This window comes from Streptomyces sp. NPDC032822 (genome assembly GCF_055578825.1).
In genome coordinates, this window is sequence record NZ_JBVIOL010000005.1 from 337206 (window position 1) to 355533 (window position 18328).

Below are 18328 nucleotides of genomic sequence, written 5' to 3' on the forward strand. Positions count from 1 at the left end.
CGGGTCACGCCGTTTGTTTCTTGCTCTCTCCCCACGATAACTCACACCGTGGCCGTGCCGACGGCACATGCGAAGACCGCTGACTCCCCCTGTCTCCCCACCACTTGGACGGTGCCGTCGCCGTCTTCCGAAACCTCGATCCAGGTGGGTTCGTCCAGCTCTGCGTAGCGATGGAAGGCGATCCGGAACGAGGTGGGCAACCCCGCGGCGGGGTTCCGCGCCCAGACGGCCTGGCGGGCGGCTTCGAGGAGCAGCATGCCGGGGACATGGTCCAGCGGGTGATCGAAGAAAACGGGATGTGCGGTATCTACTCGCAGCTGCCAGCGGTCCGGGCGGTCGGCGGCGGCGAGGACGACGTCCTCGGGCAGTGCGCGGCCCACCGCCGCGGGCGGCAGGGCCGGCGGCAACGGCAGAGGGGACACGGTGGCGGGCGTACGGCCGCCGCGCAGCCGCCGGTAGACGGGCTCGCCGGTGCAGGAGAACGCCACCCGCGCACTCGCGACGAGGTCGCCCCCGCGCCGCACGTCCGCGGTGTAGCGGGCGGCCACCGGGCGCCGGCCGCGGTACTGGACCTCGGTGAAGGTGACGTCGACAGACGGCTCGGCAGGAACCGCTCCCACGGCCAAGTGCTCGGAAAACGTGTCGACTTCGAACTCCTGGAGCACGAAGTGGTGGCCCAGCGGCACGTCGTACTCGGTGTGCGCGATCAGGGTGCCGCTCTGTCGCACGGTCTCCACGACGAGCAGGGGTTCATAGGCGGACCGGTCCGGCGACACGTGTAAGCCGTGGGCGCGCGGCCATTGTGCCGATACGGAGAAGCGGTCGGCCGCGGTCCGGTTCCAGCCGGTGAGGAACGTCTCCGCGACCGCCGTGCGATGGACCAGTTGACAGGGGACGGTCGCCGTCATGGAGGGGGTTTCGGCAAGGTGCCGCGGTTGAGGCATAACTCTCCCTACGGTCCTCCGAAGGCCATGGCACAGTCCGTGAGGCCACCGCTCCGGGTGGCGTTAGAGTACGAGCCGATCGGTTTGTTTTCAATGAGATCAGTGGGCGGCATCCTATGATCGGGCCGCCACGGCAGACGATCGCCGGCATGGGACAACCCGGTGCGGTGGAGGGGCTCTTATGGCACAACAGGAGCGCGCCATCAGGACGCGCAGAGCGATCCTGGAAGCGGCGGGCGCGGTCTTCGACGAGCACGGATACATGTCCACCACCATCGCCATGGTGCTGGAGCGGGCCGAAGTCACCAAGGGCGCCCTGTATTTCCATTTCCCCTCCAAGGAGGCCCTGGCCCAGGCGGTGCTCGACGAGCAGGTGCCGTTCGGCGCCGTCCCGCCGCAGCCCTGCAAGTTGCAGGAGGTCATCGACATGACCTTCGTGGTGGGGCAGCGGTTGCTGGGCAACTCCCTGCTGCGGGGCAGCGTCCGGCTGGCGGTGGACCAGGAGACGCCGACCGGCGTCGATCACGGCGAGCCGTTCCGGCAGTGGTCGTACCGGCTGACGCCGCTGCTGGAACAGGCCCGCGTACAGGGTGAGTTGCTGCCGACGGTACGGCCGCGGGAGACGGTGGAACTGCTGGTCGGCTCGTTCACCGGCATCCAGTTGATGTCGCGGGCGCTGACCGACCGCGCCGATCTCGCCCACCGGCTCTCCGTGCTGTGGAAGCACGTCCTGCCCAGCATCGCGGTTCCCGGCCTGCTGATCGCCCTCGACAGCAGCGCCGACCGCGGCGCCCGGGTCCTCGCCTCCCTGGAGGTGGCGGCCTCGTGATCCTGCTGACCGGGGCGACCGGCACGGTGGGCGGACACGTGGCCCGGCTGCTGCCGGGCACCGGACCGGTGCGGCTGCTGACCCGTGACCCGCGCCGTGCCGCCGGACTGGAGGGTCCGCACACCGAGGTGGTGGGCGGGGACCTCGACGATCCCGGCAGCCTGCGGCGAGCGCTGACCGGCGTGCGGTCCGCGCTGCTCGTCACCGCGAACCCGCTGACGCACGTCCATGACGAGAACTTCCTGACGGCGGCCCGCGCGGCGGGGGTCCGCCATGTGGTGAAGCTGACGACCCTGTCGGTGACCGAGCCCGACGCCACCGATCTGGTCACCGAGTGGCAGCGCGGCAACGAGCGGCTGCTGCGCGCCTCGGGCCTGGCGTGGACGCTGCTGAGGCCGCGGGCCTTCATGTCCAACACCCTGGGCTGGGCCCGCTCGGTGCGGGAGGCGGGTGTGGTGCGCGCCCCGCACGGCGGCACGGCGGTCGCGGCGGTCGATCCGCGGGACATCGCGGAGGTGGCGGTGCGGGCTCTGACCGACCCCGAGGGCCACGCGGGCCGGGCGTACCCGCTCACCGGTCCGCAGGCCGTGAGTCCCGTACGGCAGACGGAGATCCTCGCGGAGCTGCTCGGACGGCCTCTGGAGTTCGTGGAGTTGACGGAGGATCAGGTGATGCGGGGGCTGTTGGAGCGCTACCCCGCCGAGGTGGCGCGGGCGCTGGTGGACAGTGCCGTACGCGGGCGGAGCGGAACGAAGGCGCGGGTGGAACCGGCTCTCGCCGAGGTGCTGGGCCGGCCCGCGCGTTCCTACCGGGACTGGGCGGGCGAGAACCTGTCCGCGTTCACGGCCTGACGACCGCCTCCGCGCGTTCCGGAGCTGACGAACGGCGGACCGGCCGGTGCCCATCCGCACCGGCCGGCCCGCCCGCTCACTCGCCCCCGCGGGGGCCCTGTCTCAGAAGGTCAGCTTCCAGCCGTTGAGCGTGCCGGTGTCCTGCGCGGCCGTGTCCTGGATCCGCAGCTTCCAGGTGCCGTTGGCCGTCTCCGAGGACGCGTTCACCGCGTAGGTGGTCACCACGTTGTCCGCGGAGTCCGAGGTGCTCGCGGCCTTCAGGGGGTACACCGTGCCGTCGGGCGCGACCAGGCCGAGGACCAGGTCACCGCGGAAGGTGTGGGTGATGTCGACACCGACCTGGAGGGCCGAGGGGGCGCTCCCGCTGCGGCCGGTGACCGCGAGGGAGGACTCGACCGCGGAGCCGTTGTCCGGGATGGCGAGGGCGGTGGTGCTGGAGAAGGTCGTGCCCGTGGTCGTACCGCCGCTGACCGCCGCCACGGTCTTGGCCGCGTCCGCGAGGCCCGCGCCGCAGCCGCCCGAGCAGGCGCCCGGCAGGGCACGGGCGTTGCTCTTGATGGCCGTCTCGATCTGCGCCGGGGTCAGCGACGGGTTGGCGGACTTCAGCAGTGCGATCAGGCCCGCGATGTGCGGGGTGGCCATGCTGGTGCCCTGGTAGTAGGCGTACGACTCCGAGGACGGCGTGCTGGCACCGGAGTTGAGCGTGGACAGGATGCCGTTGGCGGTGCCGGTGCTGGTCTGGCCGCCGGGCGCCGAGATGTCCACGAGGGAGCCGAAGTTGGAGTACGAGGCCTTGGCGCCGGCGCGGTTGGTCGCGGCGACCGAGATCACGTTGTTGCAGTTGCCCGGCGAGTGCGCCGACACGTTCTCGTTGTCGTTGCCCGCGGCCACGGCGATGGTGGTGCCGCGGTTCACGGCGGCGTTGATCGCGGTCTGGGTCGCGCTGGTGCAGGCGCCGTCGCCGCCCAGGCTCATGTTGATGACCTTGGCGACGTTGGTGTTGGCGGGGACGCCGGAGACGGTGCCGCCGGACGCCCAGGTGATGGCGTCGATGATGTCGGAGTCGTAGCCGCCGCACTTGCCGAGCACCCGCACCGGGGAGATCTTCGCGCCGTGGGCGATGCCGGCGATGCCCTTGCCGTTGTTGGTGACCGCGGCGATGGTGCCGGCGACGTGCGTGCCGTGCCAGGAGGAGGAGCCGGCCGGGACGCCGGTGCCGCACTCGTTGGCGGCGTAGTAGTCGCCCGGGTCGGCCGGGTTGCTGTCACGGCCGTTGCCGTCCACCGAGACGGCGGTGTCGGCGATGAAGTCGTAGCCGGCGACGATGTTCGCGGCGAGGTCGGTGTGGGTGACGTAGCCGGTGTCGATGACGGCGACGGTGACACCGGTGCCGGTGGTCTTGCCCCAGGCGCCGGGCACGTTCATGCCGGCCGTCGACTCGAACAGGTCCCACTGCTTGGCGTACTCGGTGTCGTTCGGGTCGGCCTTCGCCTGGTTGAGGCGGTCCGGTACGACGTAGGCGACCTGCGGGTCGGCCTCGAACTCGGCTACGACGTCGGCGACATCGGCCTTGGTCAGGTCGGCGCCCAGGTCGACCAGGGCGGCGCCGGTGCCGAGGCGGCGGCTGAAGTCGAGGTCCTCGCCCGCCTCCTTGCCCTTGGCCGCGGCGTCGGCCTCGGCGGCCGTGTTCGACTTGGCCTCGGCGGCGCCGGACCGGTAGCCGACGATGAGGCGCTCGGCCGGGGCGCCGGGGGCCGCCTCGGTCAGCGCGGCCGGGACGGCGGCCTCCCGCGGGGCGGGTTCCTGGGCAGCTACGGCGACGGTGGTGGTCGCGGCCGTCAGCAGGGCGGCGGAGACCGCGGCGACGGATATGAGTTTCCGTCCGGAGGAAGCGGGGGTGGGGCGCAAGGGCTTGCCTTTCGTGGCCGTGCTCCGGGCAGCGCGGAGCGGCGGGCGAATCGCTTCGGCGATGAAGCGGCAGGGGGTGAGGCCAAGAGGTGGTGAAGCCAGGAAGACAGGAAGCGGTGAGGCCAGGAATGCGGTGAGGCCAGGGAGGGGCGCGGCTCCGCGAGGGGCCTGCGAGGCGGCGGGCGGTGGCCGGCCGAACGTGGGAGCCGGCCCGTCCGGGGTTGCCTGTGGGGCGGCTGTGCTCGAACGATAGGCAAAGGAAAGGTCACGGGGATACAGGGGAAACCCTTGATCGGGCCGGAAACACACCCTCGGCATCGGCCGGTCGACCGGGAACAGACCGCTTTGCTCCGGTTGGTGGCTCCGTGAACGCGCCGGGCCGGTTTCCCGTACTGCTGGGGAGCACCCCGTTGTCGCCGGGGAGCGCACCGATCACCGCAGACCGTTCACCGCGCACCATGCACCGCAGAGCGTTCACCGTTCACCGCACGCAGGCAGTGCGTCCCGTCCCGGCCGAGGAGACGTTCCGGATGCTCCGGACCACCGCACACCGCACCGCCGCCCTGGCGGCCTCCGTCACCAGCTCGCTGCTGCTCGGCCTGTGGGCGGCGGCGCCCGCGCTGGCGCACGGCGCCCCCACGGATCCGGCCAGCCGGGTCTTCGCCTGCTCCCCCGACGGCGGCGCCCCGTCCCGGTCGGCGGCCTGCGCGGCGGGGGTCGCCGCCAACGGGGCGCCCTTCACGGCCTGGGACAACCTGCGCGTCGCGAACGTGAACGGCCGGGATCGGCAGACGATCCCCGACGGGAAGCTGTGCAGCGGTGGGCTGGCCGCCTACAAGGGGCTCGACCTCGCCCGCTCCGACTGGCCCTCGACCCGGCTCACACCCGGCGGGAACCTGACCATGCGGTACGTCTCGACGATCCCGCACACCGGGACCTTCAAGCTGTTCCTGACGAAGCCCGGATACGACCCCACTCAGCCGCTGACCTGGTCCGACCTGCCGGAGAAGCCCTTCGCACAGGTGACGGACCCGGCGCTGACGGACGGCGCGTACCGGATCAGCGCGAAGCTCCCGGCCGACCGGACGGGACGCCAGCTGCTGTACACGATCTGGCAGAACAGCAGCACGCCGGACACGTACTACTCGTGCTCGGACGTGGTGTTCCCGGCAGCGAAGAGTTCCGGGACCGGAGCGGGCGCCGCGTCGCCCTCGGCAGCCGGCGACAAGGACCGGGACCGTCGGAGTGCGAGCCCCTCGGCCGCGGCCACCGCCGCCAAGAAGCGCACCGCGCAGACGAGTCCGTCCCCCGCGGTGAGCCACTCGGCCGGTACGCACGCCGAGGCCGGGGCCGCTCCCGAGAGCACCCCGGTGGCCTCCTCCGGGGACTCCGGTTCCGGCCCGGCCACGCCCATGCTGGCGGGCGGCGCCGCGGCGGTGCTGGTGCTCACCGGCGGCGCCGCCCTGGCGCTGCGTCTGCGTCGACGCTGAACGCTCTTTACTTGTGGGCCGGTTGACCGGCCGACCGGTGGGCGGACTGGTCAACCGGCCCGTCGGCCGGGGTGATCGGCCGACCCGTCGGCCGGCCGGTCAGCCGGTCAGTTGACGTAGACCAGCGCTTCGCCGTCGCTCACCGGGGCGTACTTCGCGGTGAAGTAGCCGTTGGCGAAGCAGAGCGTGGAGCCGGACGTCTTGGTGAACTGCTGGCGGGTGAAGGCGATGCTGTTGTCGGCGTTGTCGGCCACACCGACCAGGTTGGGCGCCTGGTAGACGCAGTTGATGCTGCCGAGCAGGGTGCGCAGCACGACCGTGGTCTGGATCGTGGAGCCGCTCGCCGGGCTGACGGTGACGACTCCCTCGGAGGTCACGGTGGTGGTGTACGGCAGGTTGTTGACCGTGATGCTGGTGACGCCCAGCACGCCGACCACGTTGGTGGTGCAGCTGCTGCTGTTGAAGGTGTGCGCGTCGACCGCCTCGGTGGCCGTGCCCGGCGCGGCCGGGTTGTCGGTCACGGTGGCGGTGAACTGCGAGGACGTGCACGAGATGCCGCTGGTGCCGGTCGCGCTGGAGTAGAGGGTGGCGGCGGTGCCGGTCGCCAGCGGCGCCACGAGGACGTCGCCGACCGCGACCGCGGTGCCGCCGAGGCCGCCGGTGGTGAGGACGGAGCCGTCGGCCGCCGAGGCGGGCGAGAGCGCGGGAAGGGTGAAGGCGGCGACGGCGGCGGTCAGGGTGAGCAGGGATCGCGTACGCATGCGGGTGCCTCTTTCTGGGGGTGGGCGGCGGATCGCTCCGCGATGAGGGTGGGTGGTGCGAGGTGGGGGTGGACGCTGTTGGCGCTCAGCGTTGGGGCGTGGGCGCCAGGCGCCGGAGGGTGCGCTCGACGTCCCCCGTTGCCGGTCCGTGACGCCTTCTCCGTACGTGACGGACCGGCAGCGGCAACCGGCCGGTGACCGGCCGGCAGCCCTATGGGGGAGGGCGTCCGGCCAGGCCGGGCGGAGGGGCGGCCCGGCACGGCCCAGGGGGGAAGTGGCCGTGCGGGTGCCTTTTTTGAGGGTGCGTCATCGGGCAGTGAAGTGCCCGCACTGGACAGAGCGTCCGGGAAACGGCTGGATCCGGCGCCACGGATCTGGGGGGAGCCAGGGAGAGTTGTAGACCTGAGGGTCAGTCAACGTCAAGGTTTTCTACCGGAGTTGCTGAGCGCGACGAGGCTCCTATGGCAGCTGGGAGCCCTCTTGCCCCACAGTCGTCGCATAATCAACACTCTTTTCCCACAACTTGCTTGACCTCTAAATGTAACCCCCGGTAACTTCCTCGTTGGCTACTGACGCGTAACGAGAAAGCCCTTGCACCCGCCGGGAGTTGCGAGGAGTCGTGCGCCCGGTTCCGCTGTCCGCGCCAGGACAACGTGCGCCACTGAAGCCCAACCGCATTGACTATGCCCACGGGAGCAGAACATGGCCTCGTCCTCGGACGTCAACTCGTCCGCCGGCAACACCCCAGAGAACCCGGGAAGCGGTTCCGCACCAACACTCACCGAAGCCTCCGCAGTGCCCGCCAGACGCGGGCGGGTCCGGGCGCGGCGGGCCTCGGTCATGGCGGTGCCGGCCGCCCTGGTCGCCGCGACGCTCGCGGTCCTGACGGCCGAGGGGGCGCTGGGTGTGCAGTTCGCCATCTCCGGCATGCCGTTCACGGTCACCGCGACCGAGCTCAACGGCACCGGCTTCGAACAGTTCGGCGGCCTCGACCAGATGGCGCCGGGCAGCCCCAACGAGGGCGACACCGGTGGCCAGGTACTGGTCATCACGTCCGCGATCAAGAACGCGACGCTCACCAAGCTGTGTCAGAGCGTCGACCTCGGCGGCACCAACCTGCTGATCACCGCGGGCGGCGGCAAGGAAAAGGTCTCGGCCAGCGACCTGACCACCGACTCCACCGAGCTGTCCGGTGACGCCGCCTTCAACAACATCGAGATCGGCAACGACGCCAGCACCCTCACCAAGGCCGGCGTCAAGGGCCCGATCGGCGTGTTCAGCCAGCAGGCCGACACCGTGCACATCGGTAACCTGCGGCAGACCAACTACGCCACCACGGCAGGCGTCTTCAAGCTGCCCGGCCTGAAGCTCGGCTTCGGCAGCAAGGGCTGCTGATGTCCGAGGTGCCACAGCAGGGCATGCGGTCCGCCTTCCGGCGCTGGCGGGCCGCCCGTCCCTTCCCGGGCGGGCTGCTGCTCACCCTGGGCGGTGCGTGGATCCTGCTCACCGAGAAGGCGTCGTTGAAGGTCGTCCTGCACATCGGGATGCAGGGCCTGGCCGGCTATCTCCTGCCGACCCTGATGTTCGTGCTCGGGCTGCTGATCCTGTTCAGCCCGGCGCAACGGCTCTTCTACTCGATCGTCGGCGTCCTGCTGTCCCTGGGCACCTGGGTCACCTCGAATCTGGGCGGCTTCTTCATCGGCCTCCTGCTGGGGGTCGTGGGCAGCTGCCTGACCTTCGGCTGGCTGCCCGACCAGGAGCCGCGCCGCAGCCGGCGGCAGCGGCGCAAGGAGGCCCGTGAGGCGAAGGCGCTCCAGGAGCAGCCCGCCTAGGGGCCGTTCCCTCGCCGGCCGGGAGGTCGGCGCCGAAAGGCCGGCGAGGGAATCACCCAGCCGACTCAACTGAGCTTGGTTAGAAGCGAGATGAGTGCGGGAAGGGAGGTGCATGGAGAAAGACGTCGACACCGGGAGCGCGCACTCCGCGCGGATCTACGACTACATCATCGGCGGCAGCGACCACTACCCGGCGGACCGCGAGGCGGGCGACGCCATGTGCCGCGAGTGGCCCGCGCTGCCGGTCCACATGCGGGCCAACCGCGACTTCATGAACCGCGCGGTACGCCACCTCGCCCAGGAGGCGGGGATACGCCAGTTCCTCGACGTCGGCACCGGCATCCCGACCTCCCCCAACATCCACGAGATCGCCCAGTCGGTGTCCCCGGACTCCCGGGTCGTCTACGTCGACAGCGACCCCCTCGTCCTCGCGCTCTCCCAGGGCCTGTTGAACAGCACGCCCGAGGGCGCGACGGCGTACGTCGAGGCGGACATGCGCGATCCGGCGAGCATCCTGGACGCCCCGGAGCTGCGGGCGACCCTCGACCTGACGCGGCCGGTGGCCCTGACGGTCATCGCCATCGTGCACTTCATGATGGACGAGGACGACGCCGTGGGGATCGTCCGCCGGCTGCTCGACCCGCTGCCCTCCGGCAGTCACCTGGCGATGTCCATCGGCACCGCCGAGTTCGCGCCGGACGAGGTGGGCCGGGTCGCCCGCGAGTACGCGGCCCGCGGCATGCCGATGCGGCTGCGGACGTTCGCCGAGGCCGAGGAGTTCTTCACCGGACTGGAGCTCGTGGAGCCGGGGATCGTGCAGGTCCACAAGTGGCGTCCGGACGGGACCGGCACCGAGGTGATCCGGGACGCGGACATCGCGATGTACGGGGTGGTGGCACGCAAACCGTGAGGGGGTCGAGGCGGTGCCCGGTGGACGGCCGGCACCCTGTTCCGCAACCCGGCAGGCACCACCCTCGGCGTTCCCGCTCGCAGCGGACCATCACGATGCGGCACCGACAACTCAGGGCGAGCGGTTGTTCACTTGACTACCGGCGGTCACACACGGTTGGCTCCAGGCCAGTGAAGGTGCAAGGGGACGGCGCGCAGGCGATCCGGCCTCACTTTCGCGTTCCACTTGCTCGGCCGCACAGCGAGGTGCTCCCTCCATGAACACTCCTCCCCCGCATCAGGTTTCCGCCGGATCCGTTCGTGGGGCCGCCGCGGTCGCCGTGGTCTGTCTGCTCCTCGCCGGCTGTTCCGGTTCCGGTTCCGGCGGCGAACGGCTCGACGCGGACACGGCGGGCAAGGCGGACTCCTCGGGGCTCCGGGTCGCCCTGGTCACCCACGGGGCCGAGGGCGACGCATTCTGGCAGCTCGTGCAGAAGGGCGCCCGGGCCGCGGCCGCCAAGGACGGTATCCAGCTGACGTACGGGAACGACTCCGACCCGGCCGGGCAGGCCGCACTGGTGCGGGACGCGATCCGCGACAAGGTCGACGGCATCGCGCTGACCCTGGCCAAGCCGCAGGCGATGCAGGGCCCGGTCGCCGAGGCGAAGGCCGCGGGCATCCCGGTGGTCGGTCTCAACTCGGGTATCGACGCCTGGCGGTCGGCCGGGCTCCTGGGGTACTTCGGCCAGGACGAGAGCCTCGCGGGCCGGGCCGTCGGGGACAAGCTGGACGAGCTCAAGGCCAAGCACACCCTGTGCGTCATCCACGAGCGGGGCAACGTCGCCCTGGAGGCGCGCTGCGCCGGCGTGAAGAAGACGTTCGACGGCGAGACCGACATGCTCTACGTCGAGGGCACCGACATGGACGCGGTGAACGCGGCCGTCACGGCCAGGCTCCGGCAGGACCCCACCATCGACGAAGTGGTCATGATGGGCGCACAGTTCGCGCTGAGCGCGGTCAAGTCGGTGCAGGCCGCGGGAAGTCGTGCCGCGGTGTCCACCTTCGATCTGGACAAGAACCTGGTCAAGGCCGTGCGCAGCGGGGACGTACAGTTCGCGGTGGACCAACAGCCGTATCTCCAGGGATACCTCGCGGTGGACTCCCTGTGGCTGTACAGAACCAACGGCAACACCAGCGGCGGGGGTGTGGCGCCCGTGCTGACCGGTCCCGCGTTCGTCACCAGGTCGAACGTCGCCGCTGTCGCCCGGTACGCCGCGGCCGGAACCCGCTGACCTGTCACCCGCGGGCCCCGGTCACTCCCCTCCCCCGTTCCCCGCCGATCGCCCAAGGACGGCCATGTCTCGACGGACAGGTGCCCGGCGCCGCCGCCTCGGTTCCATACGTCTCTCCCTCATCCTGCTGGCGCTGGTCCCGAGCGTGACCCTCGCCGCCATGTGGGGCCTGACGACGACACAGACGTTCTCCGAGGGACTCCAGCTGCGCTCGCAGACGGAACTGAGCAGGTCGACCGGTGCGATGGGCACCGACGCCACCCTCGCGCTGCAGAACGAACGCGGTCTGTCGGCGGCCTGGCTGGCCGCCGAGCCCGGCGCCCGGGCCGCCCTGGTGCAGGCCCGCCGGGAGACGGACGTGGCGGTCGCCAGACTCGTCGGCCGCTCGGAGGAGATCCAGCAGGCCCCGTCCCGGATCGCGGACCGGCTGTACTCGGTCGTCGGCTCCGTGGGCAGCCTGGAGTACTACCGGAGCCAGATCGACGACCCCGGTGACATCACCGCCAAGCAGGCGCTGGACCAGTACACCGCGATCATCGACGACCAGATCCACGCCTTCCAGGAGCTCTCCCAGGTCGACGACGGCGACCTCACCTCGCAGGCGGGCCCGCTGGTCGCGCTGGAGCACGCCGCCGAGCTGGTCTCCCAGGAGGACGCGCTGCTCGTGCTGGCCTGGCCGAACGGATATCTGGCGGAGAAGGACTGGAAGTCGTTCGCCGAGGCGGTCAGCACGCGCCGCTGGATCGTCCAGGACCAGATCATCCCCAACCTGCGCGGCCCCGCGAAGGCACAGACCGAGGCCATCCTGCAGAGCAAGGAGTGGCAGGCCCTGGAGGCCGTCGAGGACGACGTGCTCGCCGCCCGGCCGGCCGGCGAGGCCAGGCGGGTCGCCCTGCCCAACGAACGGCAGCGCTGGCTCACCGCCATGAGCACGGTCTCCGACCGGTACGGGAAGCTGATCCAGGAGCAGACGTCGGGCCTGCTCACCCGCAGCGCCGACCAGGCCGACGGACTGCTCCTGAAGGCGGCCGCGCTCAGCGCGGGCGGACTGGTCGCCCTGCTGGTGTGTGTCGGCATGTCCTGGCGGATCACCCGCTCGCTGTCCCGGCGGCTGCGGGGCCTCAGGCAGGCCACGCTCGGCCTGGCCGAGGAGCGGCTGCCGGACGTGGTGCGCCGGCTGGACAAGGGCGAGACCGTCGACGTGGACCTGGCGGCGCCTCCGCTGGACTACGGCCGGGACGAACTCGGCGAGGTGGCGCAGGCGTTCAACACCGCGCAGCGCACCGCGGTGCTGACCGCGGTCGAACTCGCCGACACCCGGCGCGGCTTCCAGAAGGTGATCCTCGGGATCGCCCGGCAGAGCCAGAACCTGGTCAACCTCCAGCTCAGCCAGCTGGACGCGCTGGAGCGCGAGCACCAGGACCCCGACGTCCTCAAGGGCCTGTACGAACTGGACTCCACGGCCAGCCAGTTGCGCCGCTACGAGGAGAACCTCGTCATCATCAGCGGTGAGCAGCCGCGGCGCAGCTGGACCGAGCCGGTCGCGCTGATCGACATTCTGCGCAGCGCGGTCGGCGAGGTCGCCGAGTACCGGCGGGTGGAGGTGCACACCGACGAGGAGGTGTGCCTCGCCCCGCCCGCGGTGGCGGACGTGATCCATCTGCTGGCCGAGCTCATCGACAACGCCACCGTGTACTCGCCGTCCCCGAGCCCCGTCGGGGTGCGGGCCGCGATGGTGGCCAAGGGGCTGGCCGTCGAGGTCGAGGACCGGGGCCTGGGCATGTCCGAGGAGGACTACGCCTCCCTGAACGCCCAGTTGGCCGGGCCGTCGAAGTTCGACGTGGTGGCGCTGGCGGACGACCTGCGGCTCGGCATGTTCGTGATCTCGCGGCTCGCCCACCGGCACGGCATCGCCGTCACACTGCGCTCCTCGCCGTACGGCGGCACCACGGCCATCGTGCTCATCCCGCACGACGTCGTGGCGCCCGAGGCCGAGGCCTCGGGGAACGCGGGGCCCGCGCAACGCACCACGGACACCGCGGGCGCGCCGGACGCCGAGTCGGCGCGGTCCGGGCCGCCGCCCGCCCGGACGGTACGGCCGCTGCCCGCCGCGCGGACCGCCCCCGCCCCCGTTCCCGAACCCGCCGCCGCCCGGACCCCCCGCGCCGACGGCCTCGTCCCGCTGCCCCGCCGGGTGCCGCAGACCAGTCTGGTCGAGGAACTCCGGGAGGACGCGGTGCCCATCGTCGATGACGGCCTCGACGACTTCACCGCGGAACGCGCCGCCTCCTCGCTCTCCTGCTTCCAGAGCGGAACGCTCCGCGCCCGGGACGAGGACGAGGCGGAGGACAAGGCCGAGAACGACGAGGCCGAGCGGGCGCCGCACGCCGAGGACACGGCCGTACCCGCCGTGCCGAAGGTCCTCTCCCCGGAACCGGCCGGCACTTCGACTCCCCACCCCGACCGCCGATGAAGGACACCACCATGACACGCCCCACTCCCGCCACCGACACCCAACTGGACCAGTTGCTCACCGGTCTCGCGGACCGGGTCGCCGACGTGAACCACGCCGTGGTGCTCTCCGAGGACGGACTGGTCGTCAGCCGGTCCACCGGGTTCGTGCGCGACGACGCCGAGCGGCTGGCGGCGACCGCGTCCGGGCTGATGAGCCTCAGCAAGGGCGTCAGCATGGACTTCCGGGGCGGCCCGGTGCGCCAGGCCCTCATCGAGATGGCCAACAGCTACCTGATCCTGACCTCCGCGGGGCCCGGCGCCCATCTCGTGGTGCTGACCGGGCCGAACGCGGACGTCGGTGTGGTGGCGTACCAGATGAACATGCTGGTGAAGAAGATCGGCGAGCACCTCAGCGCGGCGCCGCGGGCGCATGTGGGCCCAGCGACCGCCGCCGGCGAGTGAGGTGAGCGGAAGCGACGCGGCGGGCCGGCTGGTACGGCCTTTCGCCCTGACCGGCGGCCGGACGCGGCCCAGCCGCGCCGACTTCACCCTCATCACGACGGTGACCGCGGTGGATCCGCCGCCGGAGCGGGCGCCGAGACCGCAGCCCGAGCAGGCCCGGATCCTGCGCCGGTGCGTGCGGCCGGTCGCGGTGGCGGAGCTGGCCGCGCTGCTGGACCTCTCGGTGAGCGTGGTCGTGATCATGCTCTGCGATCTGCTGGAGGCCGGGCTGATCACCGCCCATCCGCCGCATCCCGTCTCCCGTAGCCCGGAACTGGACATGGACCTGCTGCAGAAAGTGAGGGACGGCCTTGGCCGGCTCTGATCCCGCCGCCCGGGCGGCGCCCGACGCCTCCGTCGGGCCGGACGCACCCGTGGTGCCGGACACCGTCAAGATCCTGATCGCCGGAGGGTTCGGCGTCGGGAAGACCACGATGGTCGGTTCGGTCAGCGAGATCGTTCCGCTGCGCACCGAGGAACGCCTGACGGTGGCGGGCATGGACGTGGACGACCTCGCCGGCATCGAGCAGAAGGCGGCCACGACCGTGGCGCTGGACTTCGGCCGGATCACCATCAGCGACCGGCTGGTGCTGTATCTGTTCGGCACGCCGGGCCAGCAGCGGTTCTGGTTCATGTGGAACGACCTGGCCGTGGGCGCGCTGGGCGCCGTGGTGCTGATCGACGTGCGCCGGCCGGAGTCGAGCTTCGCCGCCGTCGACTTCTTCGAGCGCCGGGGCATCCCGTTCGTGGTGGGGGTCAACGGCTTCCACGGCGAGCATCCGTATCCGCCGGAGGAGATCCGGGAGTCCCTGGCGCTGCCGAAGCACGTCCCGGTGCTGCTGTGCGACGCGCGGGAGCGCGGGTCGAGCCGGGACGTGCTGATCGCGCTCCTGGACCGGCTGATCTCGGAGGCCGGCGGGGGCTCCGCCGCTCAGCTCACTCGTCCGGTCCGGTGAGCGCCTGGTCGGAGGGCGCGACCAGCCGGGCGGTGAGGTCCGGTTCGGGCATCTCCGGGTCGAAGGGGAACATCGGCCGGCGGATGCGGTGGTGGCCCAGACGGGTCAGCTCCTGGTCGACGCCGCCCGGGGTGAGCGCCATCCTCCAGTCGGCGGACATCGCCAACAGCTCGGGCTCCAGACAGCCGATCTTCACGATCACGATGTCGGCCGTACGGGGGTCCAGTTCCAGGTCGGTGAAGTCGTGTTCGTGGTGGTACGGCTTCCTCAGCCGGGTCAGGACCACATACACGCTCCCCACCCGCAGCACGGCCTCGACCTCCGCGTCCCGGTCGCCGCGGCGGACCGAGTGGACCACTCCGGTCAGGGTGAGCGGTCCGGCGTGCCGGTCGTCGACCTCCGCGCCCGCGGTGACCGTGACGCTCGCGCCGACGCCGGCCGCGACCGCGGTGTCGACGGCGGCGGGGCCCGGCAGTGAGGCGTAGAGGACCGTGGGGCCGGCCGGGTCCTTGAACTCCGGGCGTTCCAGGACCTGTCGGAGTCCCCAGGTGACGTCTCCGGCGCCGCCCGCGGTCGGGTTGTCGCCGGTGTCGCTGACGAAGCAGGGGCGGGCGGTGGAGGCGAGGGCCGCGTCGAGACACTCGTCCAGGGGGGCGGTCGGGGCGACGAAGTCGAAGGTGTGGCGGGCCTTCCAGAAGCCTCCGGCCAGGCGTTCGGCGCCGGAGGCGACCGCCTGCGCGTCATGGCCCGTGACGACGACGGCGGCCCGGTTGCGGGGTTCGTCGGCCCACGCGTAGCCCACCCAGATCGCCGCGTCCGTCACCCCGGCCGCCGCCTCGACCTCCTCGACGGCCGCGTACACGCTCTTTGCGGGTTCGCTACGGGTCGAGGTCTGCTCGCCGGTCAGCAGCACCGGCACCGGGATCCAGGCCTTGAAGGGGCGGGGCGCGCCGCTCGCCAGCAGGTCCACGAGGTTGCGGGCGGCGCGCTCCTTGGTGTCCATGGCGTCCTCGTGCGGGGCCATGCGGTAGCAGGTGATCAGGTCGCTCTGGTGGACGAGTTCGCGGGAGACGTTGCCGTGCAGGTCCATGGAGGTGGACACGGTGACGTGCGGGCCGACCACCTCCCGGATGCGCTGGAGGAGTTGGGCCTCGGCGTCGTCCAGGCCCTCCACCGTCATCGCGCCGTGGATGTCGTACCAGAGGCCGTCGATCGGGCCCAGTTCGCCGAGCCGGTTGAGGAGTTCGGCGGCCAGCTCGGCGTACGCGGCTCCGCTCACCGTGCCGCCGGGCAGGGCCTTGCCGACCAGGGCGCCGCGCCAGTCGGCGGCGGCGCGCAGCGGCTGCCCGGGGGCGAGGAAGGGGTAGCGGGTCAGGACGTCCGGGCCGCGCTGCGGGTGGAAGGCCGGGGCCTCGGTGCGGGCCGGGGAGAAGGTGGAGGACTCGATGCCGAGTCCGGCGACGGCGATGACGGGACGGGATTCCGGCATGGGTGCTCCAGACGTCGGCGAAAGGTCAAGCGTGACGGTCCGGGGCCCAGGTGTGGTTGCCGCCGGATGAGGGGTGATTACCGGGAGGTGAAAGGTGTGCGCCGGTGACCTTCTCCAGGGTGTGCGCGAGCGCCTGTCGCAGCGCGAACCGGCCCGCGCCCACCGGGCCGGCGTCGGCGCCGAGGCCGGCCCGCTCGATGAACGGGTGCTGGGTGACCAGCGGAGGGCAGCCCTCGTGGAGCTGGCTGCGGACGGCGGCGCCGAACGGTTCCAGGGTGGGGAGGATGCCCCCCGAGGTCCACGGCGTCGGGGTTGAGGAAGTTGACGTCGGCGGCGAGCACCTGACCGAGGTGGCGGTCGGCCCGGCGGACCGCGCGGGTCGCGCCTCGGGGTCGGCGTAGCGGGCGAGCCGTACGACGTCCTCGGCGGACGTCACGGGCGGGCCGCGCTCGCCCAGGATGCGGACCGGGGCGGCACCGGAGGCGACGGTCTCCAGGCAGCCGGTGTTGCCGCGGGAGCAGGGCGTGTCGTGGGCGGCGACGGCGGGCGGGCGGGCGGAACTCGGTGGGACGCGCCCGGACGCCTCCGGCCTCGGGTGCCGGTGACGCCATGTTCCGCCTCGGCCGCCCAGGCACCGTCTCGGTACCGGCGGGGGCTACAACTCCGCGAGAACCGGCGGCGGTTAGGTCGACGCCGTCATCTCGCCGTGCGGCGGGCGGTCCCCGGCACGGGACGGAGGGGCGGCGGCTGCCACCGTGAAGGCGGGCCGGATGCCGGAGCCGCCGACGAGTGACCGGCCTGCGCGCACGGCGGGCATCGCGCGGAACTGGCGGGCCGGGAGCAGGGTGCCACCGCCGCCCGCGTGGCTGCCGCGGACCGTGCCCGGCCTCGCCCGCCGCGTCGACTCTCGCCGAGCGCCGAGCGCCGAGCCCCGGGCGCCGACGTCGGTGCCGTGGCCGCAGCGGCGGCCGACGGTGGCGCGCGGTGCGCCGGGAGCGCCGGGCGAGGGCGTGTACCCCGGGCGCGATGGCGGGCAGGGAGCTGCGGTCGGCGAGCCGTACCGGGGTGCCGATGTCGAGCGTCGTTGCGTCGAGGACGGCGTGGGTGCCCTCGGTGCCGCAGGGCACCCACGCCGGTCCGTCGGCTGTCACGTCCAGGTGGGACGTCAGTTCAGGCCGACCGACTTCAGCCAGGCCTGGGCCACGTCGAGCGGGTCCTTGTTCTCCAGCTGGACCTGGGAGTCCATGTCGAGGAGTGCCTTGGTGTCCAGCTTGGCCGAGACCTCGTTGAGGGCGGCCACGCCCTCCTGGGAGAGGCCGGACTTGTAGACCAGCGGGGTCACGTTCGCGAAGCCGAAGAGGTTCTTCGGGTCCTTGAGGACGACGAACTTCTCCTTGACGATGGTCGGGTCCGTGGTGAAGATGTCCGCGGCCTGCACGGTGTTCTTCGTCAGGGCCGCCTGGGTGAGCGGGCCGCCGGCGTCGAGGGCCTTGAACGACTTGAACTCCAGGCCGTACGCGGACTTCAGGCCGAGCAGACCCTGCTGCCGGGTCTGGAACTCCGGCGAGCCGCCGATGACCAGGTCCGGTGCGATGTCCTTGAGGTCCGCGAGCGTGGACTCGGCGGTCAGGCTGTACTTCTTCGCGGTCTCCGCGTTGATGCTGACGGAGTCCTTGTCCTCGGCGGGCGCCGACTCCAGCAGCGTCAGCTTCGAGTCGAGCTTGGCCTTCGCGGCGGCGTTCACCGCCTCGGCGGACTTCTGCTCCGCCTTCGCGTCCAGGTAGGCGAGCAGCGAGCCGTTGTACTCCGGCAGGACGGTGATGGAGCCGTTCTTCAGCAGGCCGTAAGTGGTCTCGCGGCTGCCGATGTTGGGCTTGTAGGTGACCTTGAGGCCCTTGGCCTTGAGTGCCTCGCCGTAGATGTCGGCGAGCAGGATGCTCTCGGCGAAGTTGTTGGAACCGACGACGACGGTGTTGCCGTCCGCCTTGTCCCCGGCGAGCGGGTCCGACGGGTCGTCGGAGGAGGAACAGCCCGCGAGCAGGGCCGTGGCGGCGGCGAGCGCGAGGGCGGCCGTGCCGGGGTGCGTCCTGAAGGACCTGCTGTGTGCGGTGGTAAAAGTCACGATTCCCGTTC

16 protein-coding genes and 1 pseudogene are annotated in these 18328 nt (G+C 71.8%); 11 read left to right on the plus strand and 6 right to left on the minus strand.

The genetic code is table 11. The features are described from left to right. Positions 1–41: 41 nt before the first annotated feature. Positions 42–908, minus strand: a complete 867-nt coding sequence (locus ACZ5VD_RS17095) for a ScbA/BarX family gamma-butyrolactone biosynthesis protein (protein WP_468548131.1) — start codon at positions 906–908, stop codon at positions 42–44. Between the two features lie 217 nt (positions 909–1125). Here ACZ5VD_RS17095 and ACZ5VD_RS17100 point away from each other — a divergent pair, with 217 nt between their 5' ends. Further along, positions 1126–1773: a ScbR family autoregulator-binding transcription factor gene (locus tag ACZ5VD_RS17100; protein WP_468548132.1), complete on the plus strand. Its 648-nt coding sequence runs from the start codon at positions 1126–1128 to the stop codon at positions 1771–1773. Further along, positions 1770–2624 (plus strand): SDR family oxidoreductase, encoded by an 855-nt coding sequence (locus tag ACZ5VD_RS17105; RefSeq protein WP_468548133.1) that lies wholly within the window; start codon positions 1770–1772, stop codon positions 2622–2624. The genes ACZ5VD_RS17100 and ACZ5VD_RS17105 overlap by 4 nt, the downstream gene beginning before the upstream one ends. Before the next feature lie 102 nt (positions 2625–2726). Here the strand turns inward: ACZ5VD_RS17105 and ACZ5VD_RS17110 are convergent, their stop codons facing one another. Beyond that, positions 2727–4532 (minus strand): S8 family peptidase, encoded by a 1806-nt coding sequence (locus ACZ5VD_RS17110; RefSeq protein ID WP_468682593.1) that lies wholly within the window; start codon positions 4530–4532, stop codon positions 2727–2729. Positions 4533–5062: 530 nt separating this feature from the next. On the opposite strand from ACZ5VD_RS17110, the gene ACZ5VD_RS17115 reads away from it, so the two are divergent. Further along, positions 5063–6022: a lytic polysaccharide monooxygenase gene (locus tag ACZ5VD_RS17115; protein WP_468682594.1), complete on the plus strand. Its 960-nt coding sequence runs from the start codon at positions 5063–5065 to the stop codon at positions 6020–6022. Positions 6023–6129: 107 nt separating this feature from the next. On the opposite strand, the gene ACZ5VD_RS17120 is transcribed toward ACZ5VD_RS17115, so the two are convergent. Then, entirely contained in the window at positions 6130–6783 is a 654-nt protein-coding gene (locus tag ACZ5VD_RS17120) for a Tat pathway signal sequence domain protein (RefSeq protein WP_468682595.1), read from the minus strand. Between the two features lie 702 nt (positions 6784–7485). Between ACZ5VD_RS17120 and ACZ5VD_RS17125 the strand changes: the two genes are divergently transcribed. The 8 genes from ACZ5VD_RS17125 (at position 7486) to ACZ5VD_RS17160 (ending at position 14706) form a co-directional block, all read left to right on the plus strand. Continuing rightward, entirely contained in the window at positions 7486–8178 is a 693-nt protein-coding gene (locus ACZ5VD_RS17125; protein ID WP_468548137.1) for a DUF6230 family protein, read from the plus strand. Beyond that, entirely contained in the window at positions 8178–8615 is a 438-nt protein-coding gene (locus ACZ5VD_RS17130) for a DUF6114 domain-containing protein (protein ID WP_468548138.1), read from the plus strand. The genes ACZ5VD_RS17125 and ACZ5VD_RS17130 overlap by 1 nt, the downstream gene beginning before the upstream one ends. Before the next feature lie 112 nt (positions 8616–8727). Continuing rightward, positions 8728–9525 carry an SAM-dependent methyltransferase gene (locus tag ACZ5VD_RS17135; protein ID WP_468682596.1) on the plus strand — a complete coding sequence of 266 codons (798 nt, stop codon included), beginning with the start codon at positions 8728–8730 and terminating at the stop codon, positions 9523–9525. A gap of 256 nt (positions 9526–9781) precedes the next feature. Continuing rightward, positions 9782–10795 (plus strand): substrate-binding domain-containing protein, encoded by a 1014-nt coding sequence (locus ACZ5VD_RS17140; RefSeq protein ID WP_468548140.1) that lies wholly within the window; start codon positions 9782–9784, stop codon positions 10793–10795. Positions 10796–10859: 64 nt separating this feature from the next. Next, positions 10860–13268, plus strand: a complete 2409-nt coding sequence (locus ACZ5VD_RS17145) for a sensor histidine kinase (protein WP_468682597.1) — start codon at positions 10860–10862, stop codon at positions 13266–13268. An 11-nt stretch (positions 13269–13279) separates the two neighbouring features. After that, on the plus strand, positions 13280–13711 hold the full coding sequence (locus tag ACZ5VD_RS17150; protein ID WP_468548142.1) for a roadblock/LC7 domain-containing protein: 432 nt from the start codon (positions 13280–13282) through the stop codon (positions 13709–13711). A 1-nt stretch (position 13712) separates the two neighbouring features. Beyond that, complete coding sequence (locus tag ACZ5VD_RS17155) at positions 13713–14075, plus strand: DUF742 domain-containing protein (protein WP_468682598.1); 363 nt, start codon at positions 13713–13715, stop codon at positions 14073–14075. After that, on the plus strand, positions 14062–14706 hold the full coding sequence (locus ACZ5VD_RS17160; RefSeq protein WP_468682599.1) for a GTP-binding protein: 645 nt from the start codon (positions 14062–14064) through the stop codon (positions 14704–14706). Before ACZ5VD_RS17155 ends, ACZ5VD_RS17160 begins: the two co-directional genes overlap by 14 nt. Here ACZ5VD_RS17160 and ACZ5VD_RS17165 read toward each other — a convergent pair. From ACZ5VD_RS17165 to ACZ5VD_RS17175, 3 genes and pseudogenes are all read right to left on the minus strand, one after another. Further along, positions 14687–16195 (minus strand): M81 family metallopeptidase, encoded by a 1509-nt coding sequence (locus ACZ5VD_RS17165; RefSeq protein ID WP_468682600.1) that lies wholly within the window; start codon positions 16193–16195, stop codon positions 14687–14689. The two genes, ACZ5VD_RS17160 and ACZ5VD_RS17165, sit on opposite strands and share 20 nt — an antisense overlap. Positions 16196–16220: 25 nt before the next feature. After that, positions 16221–16724: pseudogene (locus ACZ5VD_RS17170) on the minus strand (ROK family protein); the annotation flags it as partial. Between the two features lie 636 nt (positions 16725–17360). Next, positions 17361–18317 (minus strand): ABC transporter substrate-binding protein, encoded by a 957-nt coding sequence (locus ACZ5VD_RS17175; protein ID WP_468548147.1) that lies wholly within the window; start codon positions 18315–18317, stop codon positions 17361–17363. Between the last annotated feature and the right edge of the window lie 11 nt (positions 18318–18328).